At 35.5% G+C, this 22299-nt stretch carries 22 protein-coding genes; 14 read left to right on the forward strand and 8 right to left on the reverse strand.

The window, feature by feature from the left end:
- Positions 1–51 precede the first annotated feature (51 nt).
- The 7 genes from NYE52_RS05460 to NYE52_RS05490 all read left to right on the forward strand — a co-directional run bounded on the left by NYE52_RS05460 (position 52) and on the right by NYE52_RS05490 (position 11156).
- Complete coding sequence (locus tag NYE52_RS05460; RefSeq protein ID WP_341192131.1) at positions 52–993, forward strand: LCP family protein; 942 nt, start codon at positions 52–54, stop codon at positions 991–993.
- A gap of 231 nt (positions 994–1224) precedes the next feature.
- The gene (locus NYE52_RS05465) at positions 1225–1845 is read left to right on the forward strand and encodes a TVP38/TMEM64 family protein (RefSeq protein WP_341192132.1); all 621 of its coding nucleotides are present in this window, start codon (positions 1225–1227) and stop codon (positions 1843–1845) included.
- 40 nt (positions 1846–1885) lie between these two features.
- A complete protein-coding gene (lepB, locus tag NYE52_RS05470; RefSeq protein ID WP_341192133.1) occupies positions 1886–2440 on the forward strand; it encodes a signal peptidase I in 555 nt (184 codons plus the stop codon).
- 176 nt (positions 2441–2616) lie between these two features.
- Positions 2617–6108, forward strand: coding sequence for a helicase-exonuclease AddAB subunit AddB (addB, locus tag NYE52_RS05475; protein ID WP_341192134.1), 3492 nt, complete (start codon positions 2617–2619; stop codon positions 6106–6108).
- The gene (gene addA, locus NYE52_RS05480; RefSeq protein WP_341192135.1) at positions 6095–9832 is read left to right on the forward strand and encodes a helicase-exonuclease AddAB subunit AddA; all 3738 of its coding nucleotides are present in this window, start codon (positions 6095–6097) and stop codon (positions 9830–9832) included. The genes addB and addA overlap by 14 nt, the downstream gene beginning before the upstream one ends.
- Before the next feature lie 67 nt (positions 9833–9899).
- Positions 9900–10178 carry a hypothetical protein gene (locus tag NYE52_RS05485; RefSeq protein WP_341192136.1) on the forward strand — a complete coding sequence of 93 codons (279 nt, stop codon included), beginning with the start codon at positions 9900–9902 and terminating at the stop codon, positions 10176–10178.
- Positions 10179–10616: 438 nt separating this feature from the next.
- A complete protein-coding gene (locus NYE52_RS05490) occupies positions 10617–11156 on the forward strand; it encodes a PadR family transcriptional regulator (RefSeq protein WP_341192137.1) in 540 nt (179 codons plus the stop codon).
- 59 nt (positions 11157–11215) lie between these two features.
- On the opposite strand, the gene NYE52_RS05495 is transcribed toward NYE52_RS05490, so the two are convergent.
- The 7 genes from NYE52_RS05495 to NYE52_RS05525 form a co-directional block, all read right to left on the reverse strand.
- Entirely contained in the window at positions 11216–11434 is a 219-nt protein-coding gene (locus NYE52_RS05495; RefSeq protein ID WP_341192138.1) for a spore germination protein, read from the reverse strand.
- Positions 11435–11494: 60 nt separating this feature from the next.
- Positions 11495–11713, reverse strand: a complete 219-nt coding sequence (locus NYE52_RS05500) for a spore germination protein (RefSeq protein WP_235251552.1) — start codon at positions 11711–11713, stop codon at positions 11495–11497.
- A gap of 81 nt (positions 11714–11794) precedes the next feature.
- Positions 11795–12307: a spore germination protein GerPE gene (locus NYE52_RS05505; RefSeq protein ID WP_341192139.1), complete on the reverse strand. Its 513-nt coding sequence runs from the start codon at positions 12305–12307 to the stop codon at positions 11795–11797.
- A 2-nt stretch (positions 12308–12309) separates the two neighbouring features.
- On the reverse strand, positions 12310–12489 hold the full coding sequence (locus tag NYE52_RS05510) for a hypothetical protein (protein WP_016202027.1): 180 nt from the start codon (positions 12487–12489) through the stop codon (positions 12310–12312).
- Entirely contained in the window at positions 12486–13121 is a 636-nt protein-coding gene (gene gerPC / locus NYE52_RS05515) for a spore germination protein GerPC (protein ID WP_341192140.1), read from the reverse strand. The genes NYE52_RS05510 and gerPC overlap by 4 nt, the downstream gene beginning before the upstream one ends.
- 37 nt (positions 13122–13158) lie before the next feature.
- A complete protein-coding gene (locus NYE52_RS05520) occupies positions 13159–13398 on the reverse strand; it encodes a spore germination protein GerPB (protein WP_341192141.1) in 240 nt (79 codons plus the stop codon).
- A 24-nt stretch (positions 13399–13422) separates the two neighbouring features.
- Positions 13423–13644 (reverse strand): spore germination protein, encoded by a 222-nt coding sequence (locus tag NYE52_RS05525; RefSeq protein WP_312096385.1) that lies wholly within the window; start codon positions 13642–13644, stop codon positions 13423–13425.
- A gap of 310 nt (positions 13645–13954) precedes the next feature.
- Between NYE52_RS05525 and NYE52_RS05530 the strand changes: the two genes are divergently transcribed.
- The 4 genes from NYE52_RS05530 to NYE52_RS05545 all read left to right on the forward strand — a co-directional run bounded on the left by NYE52_RS05530 (position 13955) and on the right by NYE52_RS05545 (position 17131).
- Positions 13955–14860 (forward strand): fumarylacetoacetate hydrolase family protein, encoded by a 906-nt coding sequence (locus tag NYE52_RS05530; protein WP_341192142.1) that lies wholly within the window; start codon positions 13955–13957, stop codon positions 14858–14860.
- A 64-nt stretch (positions 14861–14924) separates the two neighbouring features.
- Positions 14925–15263 carry a YisL family protein gene (locus NYE52_RS05535; RefSeq protein WP_341192143.1) on the forward strand — a complete coding sequence of 113 codons (339 nt, stop codon included), beginning with the start codon at positions 14925–14927 and terminating at the stop codon, positions 15261–15263.
- A 112-nt stretch (positions 15264–15375) separates the two neighbouring features.
- On the forward strand, positions 15376–16503 hold the full coding sequence (locus NYE52_RS05540) for a sensor histidine kinase (RefSeq protein WP_341192144.1): 1128 nt from the start codon (positions 15376–15378) through the stop codon (positions 16501–16503).
- Positions 16481–17131, forward strand: a complete 651-nt coding sequence (locus tag NYE52_RS05545) for a response regulator transcription factor (RefSeq protein ID WP_341192145.1) — start codon at positions 16481–16483, stop codon at positions 17129–17131. The genes NYE52_RS05540 and NYE52_RS05545 overlap by 23 nt, the downstream gene beginning before the upstream one ends.
- Before the next feature lie 76 nt (positions 17132–17207).
- Here the strand turns inward: NYE52_RS05545 and NYE52_RS05550 are convergent, their stop codons facing one another.
- Complete coding sequence (locus NYE52_RS05550) at positions 17208–18527, reverse strand: hemolysin family protein (RefSeq protein WP_341192146.1); 1320 nt, start codon at positions 18525–18527, stop codon at positions 17208–17210.
- 216 nt (positions 18528–18743) lie between these two features.
- On the opposite strand from NYE52_RS05550, the gene NYE52_RS05555 reads away from it, so the two are divergent.
- Genes NYE52_RS05555 through NYE52_RS05565 form a run of 3 tightly spaced genes read left to right on the forward strand, consistent with a single transcriptional unit; the run spans position 18744 to position 22033 of the window.
- Positions 18744–19676: an ABC transporter ATP-binding protein gene (locus NYE52_RS05555; RefSeq protein WP_341192147.1), complete on the forward strand. Its 933-nt coding sequence runs from the start codon at positions 18744–18746 to the stop codon at positions 19674–19676.
- Between the two features lie 12 nt (positions 19677–19688).
- Positions 19689–20942 carry an ABC transporter permease gene (locus tag NYE52_RS05560; RefSeq protein ID WP_341192148.1) on the forward strand — a complete coding sequence of 418 codons (1254 nt, stop codon included), beginning with the start codon at positions 19689–19691 and terminating at the stop codon, positions 20940–20942.
- Entirely contained in the window at positions 20939–22033 is a 1095-nt protein-coding gene (locus tag NYE52_RS05565; RefSeq protein ID WP_341192149.1) for an ABC transporter permease, read from the forward strand. Before NYE52_RS05560 ends, NYE52_RS05565 begins: the two co-directional genes overlap by 4 nt.
- Positions 22034–22299: the final 266 nt, after the last annotated feature.

The raw sequence follows: 22299 nt of genomic DNA on the forward strand, positions 1-22299 counted from the left end.
ATCATTAAAAAAATAATAAAAAGATTTTAAATATGGAAAGGATTAAAAGAAATGGGGAGAGCGGAATATAGAAAAGGAAAGAAAAGAAGGAAATTACGTAAAGGAAGAGTTTTCTTTTTATTCCTAATTCTATTTATATTATTTGCAGGTGGATATAGTATTTTTCAATTTAAGCAAGGAGAAAAGCAGTCCCTAGGGAAGCTAGGAATAGAAGAGGTTAAATATGAATTTAATGGGGAAAAGGATAGTAGCGGTGGAACCAATATTCTTTTACTCGGAAGTGACCAGCGTAAAGGAGAAAAGCAATCTAGAACAGATACGATAATGGTTGCCCAATATCATCCTGATAAAGGTACATATAAAATTATATCGCTTATGAGAGATATGTATGTGGAAATACCAGGATATAGTCAAGGTAGAATTAATACTGCTTATACCCTTGGTGGTCCTGAACTTTTAAGGCAAACAATCAAACATAATTTTGATATAGATTTGCAATATTATGCGATTATAAATTTTGAAGGTTTTGAAGCGGTAATTGATGAAGCTTTCCCAAATGGTGTGGAAATCGATGTGGAAAAACAAATGTCTGCAAATATAGGTGTAACATTGGAGCCAGGACAACAGCGTTTAAATGGAAAGCAGCTATTAGGATATGTGCGTTTCCGACATGATGCAGAATCTGATTTTGGAAGAGTAGAGAGACAACAAAAAACGTTACAAGCAATCGCTGATCAAGTTTCTGCTGTCCAGACATTTGCTAAGCTGCCAAAACTCGCAGGGGTAATAATGCCTTATATCAATACGAGTATGGAAACAGGGGATATGCTGTTTATTGGGAAAGATTTATTGACTTCAAAAAATCATGAGGTAGAGTCGCTAAGGGTTCCAGTAGATGGAACTTTTCAAGATATGAGAGTTAATGGAGCGGCCGTCTTATCTGTCGATTTAGAAGCGAATACAACAGCAATAAAAGAATTCTTAGCACAATAAACGGAATGTTTTTTAACATATTCTTTATATTTAAACAGTAATCCATAGATTAAAATGGAATAGTCAGATGAATTACTTACTGATCGAAAAAGGCTATAGCAAAATTTGTTCATCATAAAAGGGGAATGGTGTGAAGAATCCTTATGATTTAAGTGGATTCATAAAACCGTCGTAATTACAAAAAATACACATACTAAAAGACGCGTAAGTTATACAAGGGGTTTTGTGCTCATGGATATGAACTTAATTAAAGAATGGTTTACGCTTGAAAATATAATGGAGTTAATCGACAGTTATCGCTCATTTGGACCGTTGCCAGGGATTTTATTGCCAATGGTTGAGGCGTTTATCCCTTTTTTGCCACTTTTTGTTTTTATTATGGCTAATGTCAATGCATTTGGATTTTGGCTAGGATTTCTATATTCATGGGCTGGAACAATCTTAGGTGCATTACTTGTTTTTTCGATTATTAGAAGATATGGAAAAAAAAGATTGTTAAGCTTTTTAAGAAAGCATAAAAAGGTGCAGAAACCAATGATTTGGATTGAGAGACATGGATTTGGTCCGTTGTTCTTACTCCTATGTTTTCCATTTACACCTTCTGCCCTTGTAAATATAGTGGCCGGGTTATCTAGAATAAGTACGAGCCAATATGTTCTGGCGGTAATTGCAGGTAAACTAGTTATGATTAGTACGATTAGTTTTATTGGTTATGATTTGAAATCGATGATTACACAGCCATTAAGAACGATACCTGTTGTGATAGCCATCTTTATTCTTTGGTTTATTGGAAAAAGAATCGAGATAAAAATGAATAGTGTAGGAATGGATGAGAAAGAGAGAAGCCATTAGTAAAAGATGGTCTGTAAATTTTGTTTGGAGGAGATAGAGGTTGAAAGAAGCTATAAAGAAAGAAAGCATAGAATGGTTAAAAGCATTTGCTATTGGGATTATCATCTTTGTTATAATTCGTGCTTTTTTCTTCTCCAATTATGTAGTGGAAGGTGAATCGATGATGCCTACATTACAGGACGGAAATAAATTAGTTGTTAATAAAGTTGGTTATAAAATGACTGATTTTGATCACTTTGATATTATTGTTTTTCATGCAAATGAAAATGATGATTACGTGAAACGAGTAATTGGCATCCCAGGAGATAGAGTAGAATATAGAGATGACCATCTGTTTATAAATGGGAAGAAGTATGAGGAGCCCTTTCTAAATGATTATCGAAAACAAGTTTCTTCTGGAAGGCTAACGGGGAATTTTACATTAGAAGAAATCACTGGAGAGGTTACGGTTCCAAAGGGGAAATTATTTGTGTTGGGAGATAACCGATTAGGAAGTTGGGATAGTCGACATTTTGGGTTCATTTCCATTAATCAAGTAGTTGGAAAGGTTAGCTTACGTTATTGGCCATTTAATGAAATTCAATTTTCCTTTTAATTTTGGTGGAAGAACTGAGAACTCAAGATTGAGTTCTTTTTTTCGTTAACTGTTTTTCTTTGGAAAGAAAGAGAAAAATTATCCATTAGCACTTTTCTATGGAAACATGTGTTTCTATGATATGATGTTATTTACATATAAAGTATTATGGAGATAGAGAAAAAGGGGGTTATTGGATGACTGTTCGCTTATTAGCAGGTCGGTCTGGTACCGGAAAAACAACGTTCTGTATAGAAGAGATTCAAGCGAAACTTGCTGAAAATCCGGAAGGAAATCCCATTATTTATATTGTCCCAGATCAGATGACTTTTTTATCCGATCAGCGATTGCTATCTGGGACTAATATTCAAGGAATGTTCCGTGCGCAAGTATACAGCTTCACCCGTCTTGCATGGAGAGTATTGCAAGAAACTGGTGGAATTAGTCGCTACCATATAAATAGTATTGGCGTGAATATGCTCATTCGCAAGATTATTGAGGAGAATAAAAGTGAGCTAACCCTATTTAAAAAGGTTGCCGATAAAAATGGATTTATAGAGCAGGTAGAACAATTAGTCACTGAATTTAGAAGATACACGGTTACTCCTGAAGAACTGCTATCCACAAAAGAGCAAATAGAAGAAACACAAGAATCAGCAAAAGCATTAATGGATAAAATCAGCGATCTTGAATTAATATATGAAAAATTTGAAGAAAGACTTGTTGGAAAATACATTGATGGGGAGGATTATTTCCGTCTTCTAGCGGAAAAGATTAGCGAATCCTCTTATTTGAAAAACGCAGAAATTTATATAGATGGTTTTTATAGCTTTACTCCTCAAGAATATTTGATTATTCAACAGTTAATGCATTTTTGTGAAAACGTAACAATTACAAATACATTAGATCCTTTAGCTTCACAAAATGATGACTTAAGCTTATTCCGAATGTCGACAGAATCCTTTCAAACGATCCATATGATGGCAAAGCAATTAGGGGTGGAAGTGAATATTGTTGAATTCACGGAATCTAGAAAGCATAGTCATCAGTCATTAGCACATATTGAAAATCATTTTGACAACAGACCAGGACAAGCCTATGAAGAAGAAGCAACAATCAAATTTGCTGAAAGCATTAATCCACGTGCAGAAATAGAAGGAATTGCGAGGGAAATTGTGAAGCTGGTTAGGCATAAGCAATATCGCTATCGAGAGGTAAGTTTACTTTCTCGCAATTTGTCTACCTACCAGAATATTATTGAAACTGTTTTCAGGGATTATCACATTCCTTTCTTTATTGATCAAAAAAGCAGAATGCATGATCATCCTTTAGTAGAATTAATTCGATCTTCTCTAGAGATATTTGAAACAAATTGGCGTTATGAGCCTGTATTTCGTTCGATAAAGACAGAATTACTTTTCCCACTTCATGAACGCAAAAATAATATTCGGGAAAAAGTAGACAGGCTTGAAAATTATTGCCTTGCTTATGGCATAAAGGGAAATAAGTGGACTTCCAAGGAACGCTGGAAATATAGAAGAATAAAAGGATTAGAATGGGAGCAAGGAGTTCAGACAGATGCAGAAAAAGAGTTCGAGCAGGAACTAAATGAGCTACGTCTGTCTTTAACTGCGCCGTTAATTCGACTTCAAAACCGATTAAGAAGAGGCAAAACAGGACGAGCTAAATGTGAAGCATTATATTTATTTCTCGAAGAACTTGAAGTGCCGATGAAAATGGAATATTGGAAGAATGAGCTAGAGGAAAATGGAGAGCTAGTAAAAGCTGGTGAACATGATCAAGCATGGAATAGCATAGTTGAACTGTTAGATCAATTTGTAGAAATACTAGGAGAAGAGGAATTTTCCACGAAGCAATTTGCGACAGTTATTAGTTCTGGATTAGACACATTGAAATTTTCCCTCGTTCCTCCAGCTTTGGATCAAGTATTGATTGCAGATTTGGAGCAATCTCGTTTAAATGATATAAAGGTCGCCTTTGTCATTGGACTAAACGAGGGTGTTTTTCCATCGAAATTTCAGGATGAAGGAATACTGGCAGACACAGATAGAGAAGCTTTACAACAAAAAGGGATGAAGCTTGCTCCTACAAGTAAAATAAGATTGTTGGATGAGGAATTTCTTGCATACAAAGCATTTACAACACCAACAGATTATCTGTATTTAACTTATCCACTAGCAAACGATGAAGGTAAATCCATTTTGCCATCTACTTATATCAAAAGAATGCGAGATTTATTTCCTAAAGCAGCTACCATTTATTATATGTCAGATCCAAAAGAACTGTCGGAAGAAGGCCAGTTGGATTATGTCGTTCATTTTCAAACAACCTTGTCTTATTTAACAGGCCAGCTTTATTTAAAGAAAAGAGAGTATCCTATCTATGATTTCTGGTGGGATGTTTACAATGAATATATGGAGAATACAAATTGGAGAGAACCTGCTAAAAAGGTGTTTTCTAGTTTGACCTATCAAAATCAAGCAGAAAAATTATCGGAACATACAAGCAGTGAATTATATGGGGAAACCATTTCAGCAAGTGTCTCAAGAATGGAATTATTTCATGCATGCCCATTTTCCCACTTTGCTACTCACGGGTTAAAGCTTAGAAAAAGGCAAATATATCGATTAGAAGCGCCAGCAATAGGTGATTTATTCCATGCGGCCTTAAAATATATTGCAGAAACAGTTATGCATAAAGAGCTAATGTGGTCTAGCTTAACAAGGGAGCAATGTGAGGGCTTAGCAAGAGACGCAGTAGATATGCTTGCACCTAAACTGCAGAACGAAATATTGCTTAGTACAAATAGGCATCATTATATTAAAAGAAAGCTTGAGCAAATCATTAGCAGAGCATCTATTATTCTAAGCGAGCACGCCAAGCATAGCGGCTTCTCACCAATTGATTTAGAGTTAGAATTTGGTCCTACAGGTAAGCTGCCGTCTATTACTTTTCCGTTGAAAAACGGTACAAACATGAATTTGATTGGACGAATCGATCGTGTCGATAAAGCAGTTGTTGGAGATGAAGTATATTTACGAGTAATCGACTATAAATCAAGTGGACAAGAATTGAACATGAATGAAGTATATTATGGATTATCCCTACAGATGCTGACTTATTTAGACTTAATTATTACAAACAGCACGATTCTAGTAGATAAGGAAGCAAGTCCAGCTGGAGTATTATATTTCCATGTACACAATCCAATGATTTCGAGTAAAAAAATATTAACATTAGATGAAATCGAAGAAGAATTATTAAAGAAATTTAAAATGAATGGGCTAATGCTTGGGGAAGAGCGAGTTATTCAGCTAATGGATGAAACGTTAGAAAAAGGGAGTTCTCCGATTGTGCCTGCAGGCTTTAAAACAGATGGAACCCTTACGAAAGCTTCTAAAGTCGCAACGAGAGAAGACTTTAGTAAATTGCAAAACTTTGTTCGACACAAATATAAGGATTCAGGCAATAAGATTATTAGTGGGGAAGTTCAGATTGAGCCTTATCGCTTAAATGATAAAAAGCCTTGTACCTTCTGTTCCTTTAAATCTGTTTGTCAATTTGATGAAGCTTTAGAAACGAACGATTACAGACAATTACAAGCCTATTCAAAGGATGATGTGCTGCAATTAATCAGAGAGGAGGCTAATACGAATGAAAGAGAGTAATATACCGGACAAGCCAATAGATGTTAGCTGGACAGATGATCAATGGAAGGCGATTATGTCAAGTGGGCAGGACATTTTAGTTGCTGCGGCAGCTGGATCTGGTAAAACCGCTGTATTAGTAGAAAGGATGATTCGGAAAATTGTATCCGATCAGCCGATAAATGTCGATGAATTGCTTGTTGTTACGTTTACAAATGCGTCAGCAGCTGAAATGAAACACAGAATTGGTGATGTATTGGAAAAGGAAATAAATGCGAATCCAACATCACAGCATTTAAAAAAGCAGTTGGCTCTTTTAAATAAAGCACATATTTCTACTATTCACTCTTTTTGTTTGGAGGTTATTCGCAAATATTACTATGTCATTGATTTAGATCCTGGTTTTCGAATTGCTGATGAAACAGAAGGACAATTATTAAGAGATGAATGTTTAGAAGATCTTTTTGAAGAGGAATATGGGAAGGAAAATAATGTTGCATTTTTTGATTTGGTAGATGCTTTTACAAATGATCGCAGTGATGATGCCTTACAGCGGATGATTCAAGAAATATATGATTTTTCTCGTGCCAATCCATTCCCTTCTGCGTATTTACAATCCTTAATCAAAATGTATGATATCAGCGAGGATACACACTTAACAGAATTACCCTTTATGAAGCATTTAATCGATGATGTGGAGCTGCAACTTGAAGGTGTAAGGATGCTGCTTGAGTATGGTTATGAATTGACGAAGCTTCCGGGAGGTCCAGCGCCGCGTGCAAGCAACTTCCTAGATGATTTGGAATTAATTTCGATTCTTGAAAAGGCAATGGATCAATCTTGGGAAACTTTATATGAGGCAATGCAGTCATTGAAGTTTTCGCGGGCAAAGCCTTGTAAAGGAGAAGAATATGATCCTGCACTCGTAGAAGAAGGACAGAAAATAAGAGATCGTGCCAAAAAAATAGTGCAAGAAATGCAAAGTGATCTTTTTACAAGAAAGCCACAAAGCTTTTTAAAGGATATGGCTGCGATGAAGCCACATGTTGAAATACTTGTTTATCTCGTCGAAGCTTTTGGAGAAAGGTTTCAACAAATAAAAATGGATAAAGGATTAGTTGACTTTGCTGATTTAGAGCATTATTGTCTCGCGATTTTAAGTCGTTCAGAGGAAAATGAACTAATTCCATCAGAAGCAGCATCGTTTTATCGAAATCAATTTAAAGAAGTCCTAATAGATGAATACCAGGATGTGAATTTAGTTCAGGAATCCATTCTAAAGTTAGTGACAAAGGATATCGAATCAGAAGGAAATCTCTTTATGGTCGGGGATGTAAAACAGAGCATTTATCGGTTTCGATTAGCGGAACCAAACTTATTTTTAGCCAAATATCTTCGCTTTCAAGAGCGGGATGATGCGGGGTTTAAAATTGATTTGGCGAGAAATTTCCGAAGTAGAAAAGAAGTATTGGAAGGAACCAACTTTCTCTTTAAGCAAATTATGGGAGTAAAAGTAGGCGAAATTGAATACGATGAAAGTGCTGAATTAAAGCTAGGTGCAAGTTATCCAGAAGAAAACCCTTATCCGATTGAAGTTGCATTAGTAAATCAAAGTGCTGAAGCTAGTGAAGATAATGAAACAGATGAAGAGTCAACTGGGCTTGATGCAGTAGAAATGGAGCAATCACAGCTTGAGGCTAGAGTGATTGCAGAAAAAGTAAAAGAATTATTTGAAAAAAATCAAGAAGTATATGATGCAAAGCAAAAAGCATATCGTCCTATTCGCTATAAGGATATGGTAATCTTACTGCGATCTATGACATGGGCTCCACAAATTATGGAAGAATTAAAGCAGTATAATATACCGACATATGCTAATTTAACAACTGGTTATTTTGAATCAACAGAAGTGGATATCATGATGTCTTTACTGAAGGTAATAGATAATCCTTATCAAGATATTCCACTTGCATCTGTTCTTCGCTCCCCAATTGTAGGCTTATCGGAAGAGGAGTTAAGTAGATTGCGAATTGCGAAAAAGCAAGGAGCTTTTTATGAAGCTATTCAGACATTTATGCATGTGAACAGGAAGAAAGAAGAAGCATTGTATGAAAAAATAAGACCGTTTTTTGATAAATTGGCTGATTGGCGTTCGGAGGCAAGAAGAGGAGCCTTATCGGAACTGATTTGGAAACTATATCGTGAAACATACTTCTATGATTTTGTAGGGGGATTACCAGCAGGAAATCAACGCCAGGCGAATTTGCGCGCACTTTATGATAGAGCTCGTCAATATGAAGAGACGTCTTTTCGTGGTTTATTCCGATTTCTGCGATTTGTTGAGCGAATGAGAGATCGTGGGAATGATTTAGGAGCAGCAAGAGCCTTAACCGAACAAGAAGATGTAATTCGAATTATGACAATTCACAGCAGTAAAGGCTTAGAATTTCCGTTTGTTTTTATGGCAGGCATGGGGCGCAATTTTAATACGATGGATTTAAGGAAAAACTTCTTGTTAGATAAGGATTTAGGCTTTGCTACGAAGTATATTGATGCGAAAAAGCGTATATCCTACCCATCCCTTCCACAAATTGCGTTTGCGAAAAAGAAAAAAATGGAGCTACTAGCAGAAGAGATGCGCGTATTATATGTTGCTTTAACACGTGCAAAAGAAAAGCTTATTTTAATAGGGGCAGTAAAGGATATAGAAAAGGCAAAGCAGAAATGGTCACAAATAGCAGGACATTCGAATTGGCTTTTACATGAATTTGATCGTGCACAAGCTAAATCCTATTTAGATTGGATTGGTCCAGCATTAGTGAGACATCGTGATAATACATGGATTCATTTAGAAAGCTGGAGTGAAAAAGGTGAAATTTCTTCCCATCCATCCAATTGGGAAGTGAGAGTTCTGCAAAAAGAAGAGCTTTTAACTCGATCAGTTGAGGAAGAGAAGAAGGAAGATGAATGGTTAAAGAGAGTAACAGAAGGAAAAAGAATAGAAAGTTCCTCTTCCTATCAGCAAGAAATAAGAGATACATTCTCTTGGTCTTATTCAGCGAAGGAAAGTACCTCTCATCGCTCTAAGCAGTCTGTATCTGAATTAAAACGCCAGGGGGAACTGCGAGATGCCCAAAGCGGAACAGATGTAGTGAAGGCATGGAAGCAAACCATATGGAATCGCCCTAAGTTTATGCAGGAAAAGAAATTAAGTCCAGCAGAAATCGGAACCGCCATGCATATGGTGATGCAGCATATAGATGTGAAAGAGGAAGTTACGGAAGCTACTCTAAACCAATTAATGGAAGATATGGTTAGAAAGGAATTATTAACAAACGACCAAGTAGAAGTCATTGATATTTCCTCTATATTATCCTTTTTCCAATCTCCGTTAGGAAAGAGAATGCAGCATGCACCAAAGCTTGTACGAGAAATTCCGTTTAATATTGCCTATCCAGCGAGTCGGGTCTATGCAGACTGGCAAGGAGAAGAAGAGCCAGTTCTCGTGCAGGGGATTATTGATGTATTTTTTGAAGATGATTTAGGCACTGTATTGCTTGATTATAAAACAGACTCGATATCAGCACGGTATAAAGGTGGATATGACGAAGCGAAGTCGATATTAGAATCGCGCTATAAAGTGCAAATAGAGCTTTATACAGAGGCATTGGAAAAAATCTTAAAGCGAAAGATAGAGGAGAAGTATTTATTTTTCTTTGATGGTGGACATGTGTTGAAGTTATAAGATGGTTTAAATAAAAACGTTCTGTAAAGAAAATAAAGGGTACCGTTTTCTGGTGCATTCATACTAAATGACACAAGAAAAAACGTATGAATTGGTGATTATCCAAAAAGTTAGAGTTTTAATTATGCGGCTGATTGGCTGGAATGAGTTCGATATTCAACAGGACTCATGCCAGCCAATTTTTCTTTTGAACGTTCCTGATTGTACAATGAAAAAAGACACTGTGCTGTTTTTTAATAAGGTGGTCGATAAAAAACCTTATCTGGGATTGAGAGGGTCTGCCACTAGTTGGCTGAGGATCACCTTAAGCATCAGAGCTGATAATAAACGGACAAATTCCGCTTAATTAGTAATTAATATAAAAAAAGCCTGAAATAGCCGGAGAAATTCCGCCTATTGGCTCGAAAACTACAAAAATGGGCGATTTTGTTGGGTATAATCGGAAAAAATACCCTTATTTACTCCGAAACAAGCTCCATTCTGTAGTTAACCGGAAAAACTCCGCTTATTTTACTTTCGCTTATTTCACCAATGTATTATTCTGTTCAAGCTTATTTTGCTAATTTGTATGGAAGTATCAGTCCTAGTCCATATATATGGTCGATGGTGACAGTTGGTGGAGTTGCTTTGTTAATAAATATAGTGATTGTGACTTTTCTTCATAAACCAATGCCGATAAGTACATTAGAAAAGAATGGTCAAAAGGAAGAAAGCGAGAATTCTGCTGAAATTACTGCTTAGTTTTGTTAAAATGAGGATATCTCTTCTTTAAGGAGCATGTAGAATGGCTATTCAGATTTTTATATTGAGTAAATTAATCGAAGAAAATACGTATCCTTATAAATTAAAAAAGCAGCTTTCAGATCCTATCCCACTTGACCAATTAGCTGGACTTACCGAAAGTAAATTGTATTATCACTTTGAATCCTTAATGAAGCAAGGATTAGTGGAGCCAGTCGAAATAATAAGAGAAGAACATCGACCAGATAAACAAGTATTTGCTATTACAGAAAAAGGCCGTCAAGCGTTGCCTGGGAAGATTTATACATTGTTTGAGAAGGCAGATGCAATCAGTGATATGTTCGTTGGATTAGCAAATATGAAGTATGTCGAGCGTGAGAAAGTGATAGACATTCTTAAGAAAAAAGTGAAAAAAATAACGGATCGTATGGAACAGATTATGGATTTAGAGAATGAGCTTGATGTCGATAAAGACAAAGAGAAATTTATTGAATTTATAAGTGAGTATATTTCTGCTAAAGCAAACCAAAAAACATATTGGTTAGAGCAGTTGATTAAACGGATTGAATTAGGTGAAATATAAAAAATAAATTAGTGAATGAAAAAGTCGTCTTTCCTTTTTAGAGAAGACGACTTTTTATGCTAGTTATTACCGGCTATCGGTTGATCAACGCTACTACTATTTGTATAGTTGCTGGAATTGACCGCATTATTTGTTATAACAAATGCTCCGTTATTTCCTGTACCTGAGCCTATTGTTGATTTTGAATTGTCTTTAGGGGAGATAAAAAGGGAATCTCCAAATTGCACAATTCCCGCTCCTGTATTGACAATTTGAATAGGACCTATTATTGCAGGCATGATTCTATCCTCCTTGTAAGAAAAAGTGGCAAGCTATCGATGGAATGCTGAAGAATAAATTTAGTTATTAGCAACAACTGGTTGATCAAGTAAACTAGTGTCTACATAGTTACTGGCGTTCAAGCCATTATTTGTAATGATAAATGCTCCGGTATTGGAGGTTCCCGAGCCTAAGGTTGCTTTGGAATTTCCTTTAGGAGAAATAAACAATGAATCTCCAAATTGGACAATTCCTTCCCCTACGTTAACAATTTGTACTGGACCTACGATTGCAGGCATTTTTTTACCTCCTTGTTTTGTATCTGTATTGTTTTGATACTATTTTTAATGTAGAAAAGCCTCGTTTATGGAGGTTTTGCTTTATTGTTCCTGTTCTGGTTCAACATTGGAAAAAGGTGACCCTGCAATATCTGTACCAGTAACAGAAACGGGACTTTGGGAGGTTGGTATATCTAATTGGCTAGGTTCATTTAATTGAATTAAATTGTTCCCAACCTCTGTTGCAATAGATTGCTCCATTTGGCGAACATGCTTAATTCTTGCCTCTGTATATATATGTCGACAATTGCCTATTTGCAATAAGGAAGAAGAAGAAATTCCTGTAATATTTATATGATGAACTTTTATAATGGGTTTAATATTTTCAAAGTGACAATCTACATTTTCTATTATTGGAATCAGTGGAATGGGTTCTCTAAAGACATCATAGTCTTCAAAAGCCCCTTCCTTTCCATAAAATAGCTCTCTCTGTCTTTGAACGGCTAATGCTCGTGAAACGGCCTTATGATAAGTGGCATCACCAATCTCTACAATCGAAGAAAAGGATACGGTATTGACATTGATTAAATCAACAACAGATGTACGCTGTAGCATGATTAAATTTTTGGATGCAGTGGAACAAATGGTCCAATTATTAGTGATTCAGCAGGTGTATCAAATGTAGAGGCCAATTGAATGGTTTGGGCATCTCCTACTAAGCAAATAGAGGAGCTGGCAACCCCAATGATATTAATATTTCCTACTTGAAGTTCTCGGTTGTATACTTGAAAATTCATTCTTTTCCACTTCCCCTCATGTTATCTGGTATATGGCTTAAAAATAAATGGACTCCATTTTCCATTTCTTCCTTTAAAGCTTGGATAATTGCTTCATTGGATAAATTTCTTCCGTTTTGTTTACGATTGGCTCCTTGTTGCAAATAATATTGAATTCTCGTTGGCATTTGCTTCGTAATATCCTCTTGAATAAAGGAAACGTATGATTCCTCTTCATGCATATTTAGTTCCTGTTGCTTCTTTCTAATAATATCTGGTAGTTCTAATTGGATAAATTGATTCATTTCTTCTTCTATATCCATCGACCGATTCATCATTTGCTTGGGATCAATGGGTGGATAGAAGGGTGCGTGTGGTTGATTAATTGGGGAATTCGGATTAATGGCAAGCTCTTCAATGTTACTTAAGTCTTCAGGATTAAGCCCGATATTTAATGTACCTTCTAGCGTCTCCACTTTTAATTGGTCAAAGCTGTAATCAATTCGGTCAATATGAACACTTGGTTTTTCTTTTATTGTTGTAATATCGTTGGTTAGGGTAGCCACTTGTTTTTCTAATTCCTTTATTCTTTTTTCAAGCAGCTGTAAATAATGGCGCATTTTTTCACTGTATTGGTAAAAATCATAAGACATTTCTATCCCCCCTTTTTTTCCTTATTGCAAATCTTTCCTATTTCCGAGGAGACTGCAAGGGAACTGCAGGCGAGAAAATGGTTTCTTCATCTGCTACATTGAGTCCAGGTTCATCTGGTTTTAATTCAGGAGCTGATTCTGTAAATCCTCCTGTATTATATAGATAGGAGGCGGGTTTAATAATACCTGCACTGCCTATTTGCAATACAGAGGAGTTGGAGATACCTCCAATTTTAAGCGTATTTATGACTATGGATTGTTGGATAAAATAATTCATTTACACATCACCTTTTAGTCTACTTTACGCATTAGCTGCAATCGGCTGATCTAGCCCATCGTTATCATACGTATTTGTAGAACTGCGATAGTTAGTAACTTTTAATCCATCACCTGTATTAAAAGAGCCTGATCCAGAAAAAGTTTTCGCATTAGAGATGGGCATCATTTTGTATACATCGCCAATATTAAAAATAGAGCTACCTCCTACTGAAATAACTTGAGCTACTCCAACAATTGCTGGCATATTCAACATCCTTTATACAATATTCTTATACATACTATGGAACTCAAACAAATTAGGTGATACATTCACCTAGATAGATAAATTCTTCTCCTAACTACTTTATTCTTATAAATGGTTGTACTATGACAAGAAATACATTAAGAAGGGAGAGCGTTCTTAGTAGAAGAAGTAATACCTTTTCCTACCTACTTGAAAATTTTAAGGAGAATCTACTTGATTAAATATTTTTTCTATTTGGAAAATTCTTAAAGAAAGTTTATAATTTTCTTAAAAGTTTAGGTAATAGTATGAAATAATGGGAGGAAGAGAAATGAAGATTGCAACGGTTTCATTAGAGGATAACGTCTTTGTGGGAGTAGTAGAGGAAATGGGGATATTAGCCTTAAATGATGTAGAGGAAAAGCGTACGGGAAGACGACCATATGCAGAAGAACTTATTACTTGTATAGAACAAGACAACTTTTTAGAGAATATCAAAAATCTAATCCAATGGGTAGAAGGACAACCGAATAAAGCTGACCTGTATATTCCGATTGAGAAGGTAACTTTTTTAGCGCCTATTCCGAGACCGAGCAAAAATATCTTTTGTGTTGGAAAAAATTATGTGGAACATGCCATTGAAATGGGAAGTAAAGAGGACATTCCGGAGCATGTAATGGTTTTTACGAAAGCACCCACTACAGTAGTTGGACATATGGCTGGTATTTTAGAGCATAGAGAAGTAACCACACAACTTGATTATGAGGGAGAACTAGCCGTTATAATTGGAAAAAGAGGGAAAGGAATTACAAAAGAAGAGGCATTTGATTACATATTTGGCTATACGATTTTAAATGATATTACTGCTAGAGATTTGCAGAAGAAGCATAAGCAATTTTTTATTGGGAAAAGCTTAGATACAAGTGCTCCGACAGGTCCATGGATTGTAACAAATGATAGTATTCCAAATCCGAATGAATTAAATATTACTACAAAGGTAAACGGAGAAATTAGACAGCAATCTAATACAAAGCATTTTATATTCCCAGTGGAAGAGGTAATCAGTGTATTGTCTAAAGGAATGACTTTAGAGCCTGGTGATATTATTGCGACAGGAACACCGGCTGGAGTGGGGAAAGGTTTTAATCCGCCACGATTTTTAAAGGCTGGGGATACGATAGAAATATCTGTTGAAGGAATTGGCACACTTTTAAATAAAGTAGTAAAGGATCAATGAGATGTCCTAAATAGAGAGAATCAATCAATGTGTGGTAAAATAATGGAGAAAAGGAGGGAGATATATGAGTTCTACAGATGCTCATGTGTTGACATGGATCATTGGACTAGTTCTATTTGCCATATCATTCGGTTTACATAAAGCTGGAAAAGAAAAAGGAAGTAAAATCCTACATATGGTATTACGTGTAGTATATATACTTATCATCGGTTCTGGAATCGGCTTACTTGCAAAAACAGGAATGGACTTCATGCATACAATAAAAATGCTTGTCGGTATTTGGGTAATAGGAATGCTTGAAATGGTGCTTATTCGCACGAAAAAAGGCGAGAATACGAAGACATTATGGATTTTATTCGTTATTTCCTTTATTGTCGTTTTAGGAATTGGATACAGCATTTAATAGTTAACAACCTAAGGGCTTGTAGAAGAGATATCTTTTACAAGCCTTTTTTCAAAAATATTTTTCTCTTAGATTAGAGATGATTTGATGAGAAGGAGGCAGGGGGCATTATATGAAGGGGCTTACGATAAAAAATGGAATCCTTCTATTTCTTTGTGTAGGAGCATTATATCAAGCATATGAAACAGATGCTTGGAATTTCGCTATGCTATTATTTCTTTTATCTATTATTCTTGGATGTTATTTTCTTGTACCTGTGTTTAAAAGAAAGAGTATTCCAGTCTTATTTATTTTGATTCTCCTTGAAATGATGCAGTTCGTAGTAGAGAGAGAGTTAACTGGGTATCTCGTTCTCTTATTGTTTTATTTTACAATGGAGTTAGGTACATATATGTCAACGAATCTCTATCGAATGATTGTTTGCCTATTCGTTTTGATGAATGTTGGCATTGGAATAATCGTTTTTTCCTATACCTCTTTTATTTGGATATGTCTGTTCTTGTTAATCTCCTATTTACTCATTCATTTAAATAATCTAGACGAAGATTATCAACAAATTAGAGAAACCTATGAATCTTTATTAAATGATTATCGTATACAAAAAAGACAATCCTATCATAATGAACATGCAGCAAGAGTGGAGGAAAGGAATCTCATTGCTAGAGAAATGCATGATTCCGTCGGCCATAAGCTGACAGCATTAATGATGCAAGTGGAACAATTTTTGATTAAAGAGAAAAAAGAAGAATATAGGCTTTTAAAGAATATGACAGAGGAATGCTTAGAAGAAACAAGAAAAGCGGTTCGCCTATTACAAGTGGAGGAGCCAGGAGGAATTGCTTCTATTATTGCACTTATAAAAAAATTAGAAAGTGAAAGCAATATTCACGTTCATTTTACAACAAAGCAAGGAGTACTTCTAGTCAATCTAAGCAATAAACAAAATGCTGTTCTCTATCGTTCCATTCAGGAAGGAATAACAAATGCCATGAAATATGGAAGTTCGAAGGCTGTACATATAACGCTAGGAGTTTCTCCCATTGGAAACCTAACTTTTGAGATTAGAAATCCATATATTCATAAGCACCCGTTTCATTATGGTTTTGGCTTAGAAAACATGAGAAATAGAATAGAAGAAGGCCAAGGGAAATTAGAGGTTTTTCATTTAAACGGAGAATTTATCCTGCAAGGAAATATTCCTGTTGGGGGGAAGAAAAATGATTCGCGTGTTAATTGCTGAGGATCAAGCAATTGTCAGAAATGGCTTGAAAATGATTATTGAGCAAGACGAAGATATCCAAGTAGTTGCAGAAGCGGAAAATGGAAAAGCAGTATTGGCGTTATTAGAAAAAACAATTGTGGATATTGTTCTTATGGATATTCGAATGCCAATTATGGATGGCATGGAAGCAACGAAACGAATTCGCCAGCAATTTCCACAAATTAAAATCCTTATTCTTACTACATTTAATGATGAGGAATATGCCCTACAGGCTTTTCAAGAAGGGGCGAATGGATTTCTACTAAAGACGACAGAAAGCTTTACGTTAGTAAATAGCATAAAAAGCTGTTTATCAGGGGGGATTTCCATTCATGACCAAGTAGCAGCCAAATTAATGCCTAAGCTTTTAAAGAAGGAAACGAATCATGAGAAGGCGTTAAAAGATAACGAGATAGTTCCTCTGACGAAGCGGGAAATAGAAATCGTGAAAAGTATTGGACAAGGAAAAACCAATAAAGAAATCTCCAGAGAATTATTATTATCCGTTGGAACAATCAAGAATCACATTACCCAAATTTTATCCAAATTAGAATTAAGAGATCGTACCCAATTAGCAATCTATGCTGTGAGGAATGATTATATTTAATAGCTGATTGATAATGAACAAAGGCGTGTCATATAGTCAACCAATATCAACATGGTGATTACGGACACGCTTTATTCTACGATTGTTTTAACGGTGATTCCGTTTCTAGTATTTTCGTTACTTTCACTTGGCTGATTCGACGATCAATAATCTCTTCTACCTGGAATTCAAAGTTCTTGAACGTAATAGTTAGTTTTTCCTGTTCATTTGGTATATAACCAATCTTGCTAATTAGAAAACCACTCAATGTATCGTAAATTTCTACGGGCAAGGTGATTTTTAATAGCTCCTGTACATCATCTAAACTAATAGTCCCTTGGAGAAGATAGGTATGTTCACCGATAATCTTAATCTCAGGAGGCTTCGGTTCATCGTATTCATCAAAAATATTTCCGACGATTTCTTCAATTAAATCCTCCATTGTAACAATTCCGTCTGTTCCTCCATATTCATCAACAACGATGGCAAAAAGGATGTTGTTTTTTTGCATCTGTATAAATAATTCATCCGTTCTTTTCGATTCCAATACGAAGTAAGGCTTGCGAATAATATCACTCAATTGAAAGGAAGCATTCTCTTTGCCCATATAGGCTAAAAGATCTTTTGCATGGAGAATACCAATAATATTATCCATATTCTCTTCGTATACTGGGTAGCGTGTATACATTTCACGATTTACGAGAGCGGTAATCTCCTCTAACGTATAATCAGAAGGAATGGCTACCATATTAGAACGGTGGGTCATAATATCTGTGACATTTTTATTATCAAATTCAAAAATATTATGAATCATCATGCGTTCATCTTCGTCAATATTTCCTTTTTCATTGCCTACATCAATCATCATCTTAATATCTTCTTCTGTTACTTCCTCATCCTCGTCGTCTGGTCTAACCCCGAATAAACGAGCTACTATGTTAGTAGAAAAAGTTAAAAATGCAACAAAAGGAGCTGTTATTTTGGAAAGTACGGTAAGTGGAGTTGCAGCAAACATAGCAATTCCTTCCGCTTTTCTTAACGCAACTCGCTTGGGAACTAATTCACCGAAGACAAGGGTGAAATAGGATAGCAGTAAAGTAATGATTATGACTGAAATGGAATCAAGTAATTTCTGCGAAAGTGGGATTCCCATTGTTATCAATAGTTCAGATAAGTGACCAGCAAAGCTGTCAGCAGCAAATGCACTAGCGAGAAAGCCGGCTAGTGTAATCCCAATTTGGATGGTAGCTAAAAATTTGCTTGGTTCTGATAGGAGATTATAGACTATTTTAGCCTTCTTATCGCCAGTATCAGCCATATGTTTTATTTTATTATCATTTAAGGAAATGAGCGCAATTTCTGCTGCAGCAAAGAAAGCATTTAAACCAATTAAGATGACTAGGACTAAGATGCCCAAATTCTTCATCTCCTTTCCAACGGCTTGTTTCCTATTTGTTTTACCCTTTTTTATGGAAAGTATTCTTTTATAAAAAGGATTTGATTATCATGAGTAATTTGTAATTTCATAAATCATTTATGACCAGAGTCATTTTATTTTTGAAAAGAAATGACCTTTAGGCATAGGAATCGCTATGTTTTTTCATTATTCTGTATATAGAAAGGGTGATGAGCTTTGTTAGAGATAATGAATCTATCCAAATCTTATAAACAGAAGCAAGTGGTGAATTCCGCTAATTTATATTTGGAGAAAGGAGAAATTGTTGGATTACTGGGACCAAATGGGGCTGGGAAATCCACGACTATTTCCATGATATCCTCTTTAATTTCTCCTGATGGGGGGGATGTGCGGCTAAATAATGAAAGCATTCTAAAAACGCCACAGAAGTTACGAAAGATACTTGGAGTCGTTCCACAGGAAATTGCTGTTTATATGGATCTATCTGCAAGGGAAAATTTACTGTTCTTCGGAAAAATGCATCGGATTCCAAAAAATATATTAAAGAAGAGGGTGGATGAAGTTCTCGATATAATCGGTTTAAAGGAACGAGAAAAGGATTTAGTTAAAACCTTTTCAGGAGGAATGAAAAGGAGATTAAACATTGGAGTCGCACTCATACATGAACCAGAGATTATCATTATGGATGAACCAACCGTTGGGATTGATCCTCAATCAAGAAATTATATATTAGAAACAGTTAAAAGATTAAATAAAGAAAAGCAAATGACGGTCCTTTACACAAGTCATTATATGGAAGAAGTGGATTTTCTATGTAATCGGATTTACATTATGGATCATGGGGAGATTATTGCTTCAGGAAATAAAGAAGAGATAAAAAACATTCTTTCTGCAGAAACTGCGATAAATATAAGGGTGGAAATGGTAAAACACGAATTTACAGAAGCATTACGTCAGCATGAAAATATTAAAAATATCTCTATTCAACAATCTATGATTACGGTTATCGTACCAAGACAAGTAAATTTATTAAAGGATATTTTGAGGATTGCCGAAGAACAGAAGACAACTGTACTCTCTGTAAATATTGAAAAGCCAACATTAGAGGATGTTTTCTTGCATTTAACAGGCCGTCAATTAAGAGATTAGGGGGGTACTCTCATGCTTTGGCAAATGATAAAGAAAGAATTATTGATGATTTGGAGAAGACCAAGGGAACTTATTGTTTTGTTGCTCATGCCTTTTGTGCTTATTACCATACTTGGTAGTGCTTTAGGGGCATTGGATAATAATGGCGAAGTGGAAGTGCATGCAAAGCTTGCTGTGGTAGTGGAGGATGAAGTAAATCAAGGGCAGCAAAAAGCGATAGATTTAGTGAACCAATCAAATAGAAGTGAACAGGAAAAGAGAGAGAAAATAGCACTTATTCAATCCCTCCAACCAATTGAGACGTTTATTCATGAAGTAGGTGAAAAGCCAGAATTAAAGAAAGTTTTGTCCATTACGGAATATAGTGACCGGATAAAGGTAAAGGAAAAGGATTTTGATGGTGTGCTCGTTATTCCAAAAGGATTCACGGCTGAATTTTATGCGAATTTATTAAAGGAAGAGGCAAATATTCCTGCTTGGACATTAATGACAAAGGAAAAGCAATCACTACAAGTAACTATTATTCGGGATATTATCACTAATTATCAACAAGAGTGGGTATATCTAAAAACTGCCCAAGAGCTTCAATTGGATTATTCAGCGTTAGTAAATATAAAAACAGACGAACAAATTAAAAATTTTGAAAAGAAAAAAGAAATTAGTGCCTTTGCTTATTATGGAGTGGGAATGTGCGTGATGTTTGTTTTCTATATTTCAACAACAGTAGCAGGTTTCGCTTATCAGCAAAAGGAAGAGCTTATGTATGAGCGAATAATTCTAGCAAATGTTCCAAAAATCGTATTTTTTGTAGGGGTTTTTTTTGCCGCATTCATTTTGTCCTTTTTACAGCTAACTATTTTGTTTAGTTTAACAGCTTCTATTTATGGGATAGTTTTTCCTAGTATTCTGAATCATTTAGTGGTTACCCTGACTGTAAATGTAATGGCTGCGGCGTTTGCAACGTTTACAACAGCGATTTCATTTGCTGCCAATTCACGAAATGTGGAAAGTATTTTATCTTCCTTAATTGTGCCTATCATCGCCTTTATTGGAGGGAGCTTTTTTGATGTAAGTGCAATTGGTGGGTTTATGGAGACGTTAGGAGAATATTCTCCAGGAGGAGCAGCGATTACTGCTTATTTAAAAGTGTATCAAGGCTATTCCCTAGCAGATTTATGGGGGCAGCTGAAGGCTATCCTTCTGTTTTCTGTTACATTGCTTTTGATTAGTATCATTATCTTAAAGAAAAGAGGGGGGATACGATGAATGCAGTACTATGGGGGAAATGTAAGAAATTTATGAGAAATCCAGGTGGATTTATTATAACATCTCTGATATGTATCCTATTTGCTTATTTAGTCGGCATCTCTTCCTTCACAAAAGTAGAGGTACCGATTTTTACAGACCAGTCGGAAAAAGCAAATGATATTGTAAAAGTATTAAATAAAAGTGAGAGTTATTCGTTTGTTCCTTATTCCAAAGAAGAAGTAGAGGAACAGTTAGCTGAGGGAAAAACGGATGTAGGGGTTTCCTTAAAGGAAGATATGTATACGATTTTCAGAGTGGCCGAAACGTCCAATGTATTAATGGTCCAAAATTATCTTCACACCTATTATTATAATATGCTTAAGGAGCAAGCATTAATCAATGCATCAGCGAATAAAGAAGAAGCAGAAAGGGTGCTTGCTAGTAATAAAGAAACACCGATAATTCCCGTGTCAAATGAACAAGCGCTAACAGAAGAAGATACTAGTTACAGTCAGTCACTGCAGGCATTATTTGGTTTCACTTTATTTTTCTGCATATATACTGTCTCTTTTACGGTAATAGAAATATTGAGAGATAAGCAAAATGGGATATGGGATCGATTCATCTTGTCATCAACATCGAAAGCACAAATCTATTTTGGACATTTATTATTCAGCTTTTTAATAGGCTATTTGCAAATAATAATGATCTTCCTTCTTTTTAGATATGGGTTAAATATTGATTTTAATGGACATTTTTATTTAGTGTATGTATTAATCATTCCCTATTTATTTTCGATTGTGGCTTTAACGATTCTACTTACTGGCTTAGTAAAAACAGCAAGTCAGTTCAATGCAATTATTCCATTGGTGTCGGTTAGTTTTGCTATGCTTGGCGGAGCATATTGGCCAATCGAAATCGTTACATCCAAAGTAATGCTTCTTTTATCCAAATTTATTCCGATTACTTATGGGATGGAGCTATTAAAAAAAGGCATTATTGAAAGTGCGTCTTGGATGGAAATCGTCATACCAGCAGGAGTTCTTTGTTTAATGGGGACAGTTATGTTAGGAATAGGCATTCAGTTGATTGAAAAAAGGCATGTTTAGTAATGTTTTTGATGGAATATTTAGAAAAAACAAATAATGTTGTATAATAAAGGAACAATTACAAATTGATGGAAAGGTGGGTGGAAATGCTTGCTAAGGAAAATAGTAAAAGGATATTTATATGTTGTCGTTCTTCCTCTTACATTTTTAATCTCCATTTTGTTTGAACCAAGTGGCAACCTCGTTAGAATAACCAATGACACAATTAGAGATATGTAGACGGGAATAATTTTGTTAAGTATCTGCATCTATCGGCAGGTGCTTAT

The sequence above is a fragment of the Niallia sp. FSL W8-0635 genome (assembly GCF_038007965.1).
In the GTDB taxonomy this organism is placed as follows: domain Bacteria; phylum Bacillota; class Bacilli; order Bacillales; family Cytobacillaceae; genus Niallia.

Bases quoted from the DNA above. Each gene is read 5' to 3' on its own strand.
- NYE52_RS05465 (WP_341192132.1), top strand. From the start codon at position 1,225: ATGGATATGAACTTAATTAAAGAATGGTTTACGCTTGAAAATATAATG.
- NYE52_RS05540 (WP_341192144.1), top strand. From the start codon at position 15,376: ATGAAGGGGCTTACGATAAAAAATGGAATCCTTCTATTTCTTTGTGTA.
- NYE52_RS05495 (WP_341192138.1), bottom strand. From the start codon at position 11,434: ATGCCTGCAATAATAGGTCCTATTCAAATTGTCAATACAGGAGCGGGA.
- NYE52_RS05505 (WP_341192139.1), bottom strand. From the start codon at position 12,307: ATGCTACAGCGTACATCTGTTGTTGATTTAATCAATGTCAATACCGTA.
- NYE52_RS05485 (WP_341192136.1), top strand. From the start codon at position 9,900: ATGACACAAGAAAAAACGTATGAATTGGTGATTATCCAAAAAGTTAGA.
- NYE52_RS05535 (WP_341192143.1), top strand. From the start codon at position 14,925: ATGAGTTCTACAGATGCTCATGTGTTGACATGGATCATTGGACTAGTT.
- NYE52_RS05460 (WP_341192131.1), top strand. From the start codon at position 52: ATGGGGAGAGCGGAATATAGAAAAGGAAAGAAAAGAAGGAAATTACGT.
- NYE52_RS05490 (WP_341192137.1), top strand. From the start codon at position 10,617: ATGGCTATTCAGATTTTTATATTGAGTAAATTAATCGAAGAAAATACG.
- addB (WP_341192134.1), top strand. From the start codon at position 2,617: ATGACTGTTCGCTTATTAGCAGGTCGGTCTGGTACCGGAAAAACAACG.
- NYE52_RS05510 (WP_016202027.1), bottom strand. From the start codon at position 12,489: ATGAATTTTCAAGTATACAACCGAGAACTTCAAGTAGGAAATATTAAT.
- NYE52_RS05525 (WP_312096385.1), bottom strand. From the start codon at position 13,644: ATGCCAGCAATTGTTGGAGTAGCTCAAGTTATTTCAGTAGGAGGTAGC.
- NYE52_RS05565 (WP_341192149.1), top strand. From the start codon at position 20,939: ATGAATGCAGTACTATGGGGGAAATGTAAGAAATTTATGAGAAATCCA.
- NYE52_RS05500 (WP_235251552.1), bottom strand. From the start codon at position 11,713: ATGCCTGCAATCGTAGGTCCAGTACAAATTGTTAACGTAGGGGAAGGA.
- NYE52_RS05560 (WP_341192148.1), top strand. From the start codon at position 19,689: ATGCTTTGGCAAATGATAAAGAAAGAATTATTGATGATTTGGAGAAGA.
- addA (WP_341192135.1), top strand. From the start codon at position 6,095: ATGAAAGAGAGTAATATACCGGACAAGCCAATAGATGTTAGCTGGACA.
- NYE52_RS05530 (WP_341192142.1), top strand. From the start codon at position 13,955: ATGAAGATTGCAACGGTTTCATTAGAGGATAACGTCTTTGTGGGAGTA.
- NYE52_RS05520 (WP_341192141.1), bottom strand. From the start codon at position 13,398: ATGAATTATTTTATCCAACAATCCATAGTCATAAATACGCTTAAAATT.
- gerPC (WP_341192140.1), bottom strand. From the start codon at position 13,121: ATGTCTTATGATTTTTACCAATACAGTGAAAAAATGCGCCATTATTTA.
- NYE52_RS05545 (WP_341192145.1), top strand. From the start codon at position 16,481: ATGATTCGCGTGTTAATTGCTGAGGATCAAGCAATTGTCAGAAATGGC.